Genomic DNA, 6425 nt, shown 5'->3' with positions numbered 1-6425 from the left:
TTCGATTTTACTGAACACTCTTCAACTGCTCTCGGAATATTCAATAGATGAACTCAATGAGATAGCCACAATGGCATTAGGTATCTCATAGATGTGTAGATACCTATGCCCAAAGGGAGAGGGAGCTTTCCCAATGGATTCAAATTAGTAGTAGCAAACATCTAAAAATATCGTTTTCTAATAAAATGAATACTATTTAATTTAAATTTTCTTTATTTGAATAATTAATGTAGTCCCCTCTCCTGAGCAAGTTTTAAAGCACCACTTTTAAAACGAAGCGCAAGTGAGGGTTAGGGAGAAGTAAAAATCACCCATAAAAAAAGCTGCTCTAGAGCAGCTTTTTTTATGTCTAAATAACTTAGAACACTTTTAAAAGTACCCAATACAAACCGCCTGACAGACAGATCGTTGCTGGCAAGGTAAAGACCCAGGCAGACAGAATGGTTTTCACCATCTGGAAGTTCAGACCTGACTTGTTCGCCACCATGGTACCTGCTACTGCAGAGTTCAATACATGGGTAGTGGATACCGGCATACCAAAGCCATCTGCTGCCGCAATGGTTGACATCGCAACAAGTTCGGCAGACATACCCTGACCATAAGTCATATGCTGTTTACCAATACGCTCCCCGACAGTCACGACAATACGCTTCCAGCCGACCATCGTACCCAGACCAAGTGCCAAGGCTGTCGCCACTTTCACCCAGGTCGGGATGTATTGCAGGAATGAATCCAGATTGTCACGGTATTCATCTACTGTTTTTTCCTGTGCAGCACTCATTGTTGGTAAAGCTTCTGCTTTATCCAGACGTTTAAATGCTGTGGTGCTCAGGTACATGTCGTTGCGAAATTCAGACACTTGAGCTTCAGGAACATCCTTAATACTGGTATAGCTACCAACTTTTTCACCCAGATGATCCGTCAAACTTGCCAAGGCAGGCACGACTTCAGGGGTAATTTCCTTGGTCTGAATGTACTTGGTGATGACATCACGGGCTTGTTCATCCGGAATATCCTGATGATTTGGATAGATCACATCCGCAGTTTGTGCAGATAACTGGCCAAAAGACTGAATATGTTGTGCATCCAGATTTTTGTTCAGCGAGTACGCCAAAGGCACACAGCCGATCAGAATCAGCATGATCAGGCCCATACCTTTTTGACCGTCATTTGAACCGTGGGCAAAGCTTACCCCAGTACAGGTAAAGATCAGCATGGCACGAATCAATGGTGGCGGTGGCTTGTTACCTTCAGGTGGCTGGAACAGTTCCAGTTGACGCTTGAAGATTTTTTTCACCAGCAAGAACACAATCGCAGCAAATGCAAAACCGATTAAAGGCGAGAATAACAGCGCCTTACCGACTTTCATCACCTGCTCCATGTCTATACCTGAAGCGCCAGTACCGGCATTCAGAATATAGTTCATGATGCCAACACCCAGAATCGAACCGATCAGGGTATGTGAACTGGATGCCGGAATACCGAGAAACCAGGTTCCCAGATTCCAGAGAATTGCTGCGATCAGCATGGCAAAGACCATGGCAAAGCCTGCTCCGGAGCCGACATTCATGATCAGCTCGACCGGCAATAACGCAATAATGCCGTAAGCGACCGCACCACTGGCCACCATAACTCCAAGGAAGTTACAGAAGCCGGCCCACATCACTGCGACGGGAGCAGAAAGTGCGTTGGTATAAATGACCGTGGCAACTGCATTGGCGGTATCGTGGAAGCCATTGACGAACTCAAAGCTCAACGCAATAAAAAGTGCCGTCGCTAACAAAATAACTGAATACAAGCCTAAGGCCGGTACATGCGCTAAATCTGCAGACAACTGGAAGCCGATATAAATCAGCGTAGTGATAATAAGAGTCAGGAACACCGGCATAAAAAATTTCGGTGTTGGCACATGAACATTGGTCGACTTTTGGGAAGCCGACCCGTGTGCTGAATCTACGGGAGTTTGATTAGGATTCATGCAAGCAGGAATAGAGGATTCAAGAATCCCCATATTGTTCAGTTAAATTGTGACAATTATATGACAAACTGCTGTCATATGAAGCAATTATTTGGATTTTCTTGCTGCTATTCGTCCTGTTTAATTCCGACTAAAACACTAGATTTTGATTTTATAAATCATTTACTTAAGATAAGATTCCAGCTTCTTCAAGCTTAAAAACTCAACATATTTTGCTACCAAAACGATTTACGCCCTGCCTGTCATCAAGCTGAGCAAAAGTTTCATTTGCACAGCATAAGCCATCAATATGACAATTTCATGAATGAAAGCATCAGCTTAATTTTTTGATTTTGTTTACTGTCTCAAAGACATCGAATCAGATTAGAGATTGCAATATTTTCTGATCCGGATGTTAAAACTTGTTGTTTTTCTAGATGACTTATCAAATTTTCATATCATGCTTATCCATCATTCTGAGCAATCTCAGCAGAAATCAGCCAACTAATCTGCTAAGATTAGCGTCGTTTTTTTTGATTTCTGCTGAGAAAGTTTGAATGTCTACACTTACCACTTTAAAAGAACTTCTTGCCAAAAGAATTTTAATTATCGATGGTGCGATGGGTACCATGATCCAGCGCCATAAACTGGAAGAAGCCGATTATCGTGGTGAGCGTTTTGCTGACTGGGCCTATGATCTCAAAGGTAATAATGATTTGCTGGTGCTGACTCAGCCACAAATCATTCAAGGCATTCATGAAGCTTACTTGGAAGCTGGCGCCGACATTATTGAAACCAACACCTTTAACGGTACCCGCGTTTCAATGTCGGATTACCACATGGAAGATCTGGTTCCCGAGATTAACCGTGAAGCAGCGCGTCTGGCCAAAGAAGCCTGTGCCAAATATTCAACGCCTGAAAAACCACGCTTTGTGGCAGGTGTGATTGGTCCGACATCGCGTACCACCTCTATTTCTCCAAACGTGAATGACCCGGCGTTCCGTAACATCACCTTTGATGCTTTAAAAGTTGACTATATTGAATCAACCAAAGCCTTGATCGAAGGTGGTGCAGACATCATCCTGATCGAAACTGTGTTCGATACTTTAAATGCCAAAGCTGCCATCTTTGCAGTAAAAGAAGTCTTTAAAGAATTAGGCTATGAACTGCCAATCATGATTTCAGGTACGATTACTGATGCATCAGGTCGTACTTTAACCGGTCAAACCGCTGAAGCCTTCTGGAACTCCATGCGTCATGCAGAGCCGTTATCTATCGGCTTTAACTGTGCCCTAGGTGCAGATGCGATGCGTCCACATGTGAAAACCGTGTCTGATGTTGCCGATACCTTTGTTTCAGCGCATCCAAACGCTGGCTTGCCAAATGCCTTCGGTGGATATGATGAAACGCCGGAAGAAACTGCCGCATTTATTAAAGAATTTGCTGAAAGCGGCTTAATTAATATTACCGGTGGTTGCTGTGGTACTACGCCGGATCATATCCGCGCGATTGCAAATGCTGTTGCAGGCATTACCCCTCGTCAAATTCCTGAAATTGAACCGGCGTGTCGTTTAAGTGGTTTAGAGCCATTTAATATCACCAAAGATTCACTGTTTGTGAACGTCGGTGAACGTACTAACGTCACCGGTTCGAAAAAATTCCTGCGTCTGATTCGTGAAGAAAACTTTGCCGAAGCGCTTGATGTTGCCCGTCAACAGGTTGAAGCCGGTGCACAGATCATCGACATCAACATGGATGAAGGCATGCTCGATTCGCAAGGTGCGATGGTGCACTTCCTGAATCTGATTGCTTCTGAGCCAGATATTTCACGTGTGCCCATCATGCTGGATTCTTCTAAATGGGAGATTATTGAAGCGGGCCTGAAATGTGTGCAAGGTAAAGCTGTGGTGAACTCGATTTCCCTAAAAGAAGGTCATGACGAGTTTGTCGAACGTGCCCGCCTCTGCCGTCAATATGGTGCTGCGGTGATCGTGATGGCATTTGATGAAGATGGTCAGGCCGATACAGCTACGCGCAAAAAAGAAATCTGCAAACGTTCATATGATGTTCTGGTGAATGAAGTGGGTTTCCCGTCTGAAGATATTATCTTTGACCCGAACGTCTTTGCGATTGCAACCGGTATTGAAGAACACAACAACTATGGTGTGGACTTTATTGAAGCGACTGGCTGGATTAAACAGAACCTGCCAAATGCGATGATTTCTGGTGGTGTATCCAACGTATCGTTCTCGTTCCGTGGTAACGAACCGGTGCGTGAAGCGATTCACTCGGTGTTCCTGTACCATGCTATTCAGCAAGGCATGACTATGGGTATTGTAAATGCCGGTCAGATGGCGATTTACGATGACATCGATAAAGAATTGAAAGAAGCGGTTGAAGATGTTGTATTAAACCAGAACCAGGGTGAAAGTGGTCAGGAAGCAACCGAAAAACTGCTTGCTGTTGCTGAAAAATACCGTGGTCAAAGTGGTACGCAAAAAGCCGAAGAAAATCTGGAATGGCGTAATGAGTCTGTTGAAAAACGTCTTGAATATGCGTTGGTAAAAGGCATCACGACTTATATCGACCAAGATACCGAAGAAGCACGTTTAAACTCTACACGCCCACTCGATGTGATCGAAGGTCCATTGATGGCGGGTATGAACGTAGTCGGCGACCTGTTCGGTGCCGGTAAAATGTTCTTGCCGCAAGTGGTGAAATCTGCGCGTGTGATGAAACAGGCTGTGGCGTGGTTGAACCCGTTCATTGAGGCCGAGAAAACCCAAGCTGAGGCCAAAGGTAAAATCCTGCTGGCTACGGTGAAAGGCGATGTACACGATATCGGCAAAAATATCGTGGGTGTGGTATTAGGCTGTAACGGTTATGACATCGTTGACCTTGGCGTGATGGTGCCATGCGAAAAGATTCTACAAACTGCGATTGATGAAAAAGTTGATATCATCGGTTTGTCTGGTCTGATCACGCCGTCATTGGATGAAATGGTGTTTGTTGCCAAAGAAATGCAACGTAAAGGCTTTAACATTCCACTGATGATTGGTGGTGCGACGACTTCTAAAGCGCATACCGCAGTGAAAATCTCACCGCAATATCATAATGATGGCGTGCTTTATACCGCAGATGCATCACGTGCCGTGGGTGTAGCAACACAGTTGCTCTCTCCTGAGATGAAACCAAAACTTTTGGCTGACTATGCAGCGGATTATGAAAAAATTCGTACCCGTCTTGCTAACAAGCAACCGAAAGCGGCGAAATTGTCTTATCAAGATTCAGTTGAAAACGGCTTCAAGATCGACTTCGACAAGAATGCACCGGTTAAACCAAACTTCATCGGATCTGAAACTTTCACAAATTATCCGCTTGAAACTTTGGTGGAATATTTTGACTGGACGCCGTTCTTTATTTCATGGAGCCTGGCGGGTAAATTCCCGAAAATCCTTGAAGATGAAGTGGTGGGTGAAGCAGCGCGTGATTTGTATGAACAAGCGCAAGCAATGCTGAAAGACATCATCGAGAATAAACGTTTCGATGCGCGTGCGACGTTCAGCATTTATCCTGCAAACCGTGTAGCCGCAGATACAGTTGCGGTTGTGGATGAAACAGGCAATGTAACTCACAGCTTCGAACACTTACGTCAGCAGTCTGACAAAGTGACGGGTAAAGCGAACTACTCTCTGGCAGACTTTGTTGCACCGAAAGATGTCGCTCAGGATTACTTGGGCGGCTTTACCGTGTCGATCTTCGGTGCCGAAGAACTTTCGCAAGAATACAAAGCCAAAGGTGATGACTATAACGCGATTATGGTTCAAGCCTTGGGTGACCGTTTTGCAGAAGCATTTGCAGAGCACTTACATGAGCGTATTCGTAAAGAGTTCTGGGGCTACCAAGCAGACGAACAGCTTTCAAATGATGATTTGATCAAAGAGAAATATGTCGGCATTCGTCCTGCACCGGGCTACCCTGCTTGTCCGGAGCATTCTGAAAAAGCGCCATTGTTTGACTGGTTAGGTACAACCGACAAGATTGGTACGTACTTAACAACAAGTTTTGCGATGTGGCCACCTTCATCAGTCAGTGGTTTCTATTATGCAAACCCTGAAACTGAATATTTTAACGTGGGTAAAATCTCTGGCGACCAGTTGGAAGATTATGCGAAGCGTAAAGGCTGGACCTTGGATGAAGCGAAACGTTGGTTAGCGCCGAATTTGGATGATTCTGTGGTTTAAGAATTCTCTAGTTTCGATATAAAAAAACCCCTCGATTGAGGGGATTTTTTTGTTTTTAGATTTTTAATCTCCCTAAATCCCTATTTAAGAAAGAGGGACTTTCGCGTATCAAATGGCTTTGTTGCACAAACCTATCTGTAAAGGCTTTTTCAGCGATATAATTTTCAAATGAAGAAGCCTACACACAAAATCTACCGCACAACCAATTGGCCCGCATATAACCG

Annotated in this window: 2 protein-coding genes; one reads left to right on the top strand and one right to left on the bottom strand. The window is 44.4% G+C overall.

What is annotated here, in order from left to right; translation table 11 throughout:
- Window positions 1-358: 358 nt before the first annotated feature.
- Complete coding sequence (locus WFH18_RS16245) at window positions 359-1978, bottom strand: inorganic phosphate transporter (RefSeq protein ID WP_034439196.1); 1620 nt, start codon at window positions 1976-1978, stop codon at window positions 359-361.
- Window positions 1979-2514: 536 nt separating this feature from the next.
- Here WFH18_RS16245 and metH point away from each other — a divergent pair.
- The gene (gene metH, locus WFH18_RS16240; RefSeq protein WP_121980320.1) at window positions 2515-6201 is read left to right on the top strand and encodes a methionine synthase; all 3687 of its coding nucleotides are present in this window, start codon (window positions 2515-2517) and stop codon (window positions 6199-6201) included.
- Window positions 6202-6425 lie beyond the last annotated feature (224 nt).

It is taken from the genome of Acinetobacter sp. USHLN143 (assembly GCF_037145695.1).
GTDB lineage: Bacteria > Pseudomonadota > Gammaproteobacteria > Pseudomonadales > Moraxellaceae > Acinetobacter > Acinetobacter fasciculus.
The sequence above is the reverse complement of the archived record's forward strand: the minus strand, read 5'-3'. Positions and strand labels throughout refer to the sequence as shown.

What these genes read in the sequence shown, in the direction of transcription:
- WFH18_RS16245 (WP_034439196.1), bottom strand. Translation starts at nt 1,978, where the DNA reads ATGAATCCTAATCAAACTCCCGTAGATTCAGCACACGGGTCGGCTTCC.
- metH (WP_121980320.1), top strand. Translation starts at nt 2,515, where the DNA reads ATGTCTACACTTACCACTTTAAAAGAACTTCTTGCCAAAAGAATTTTA.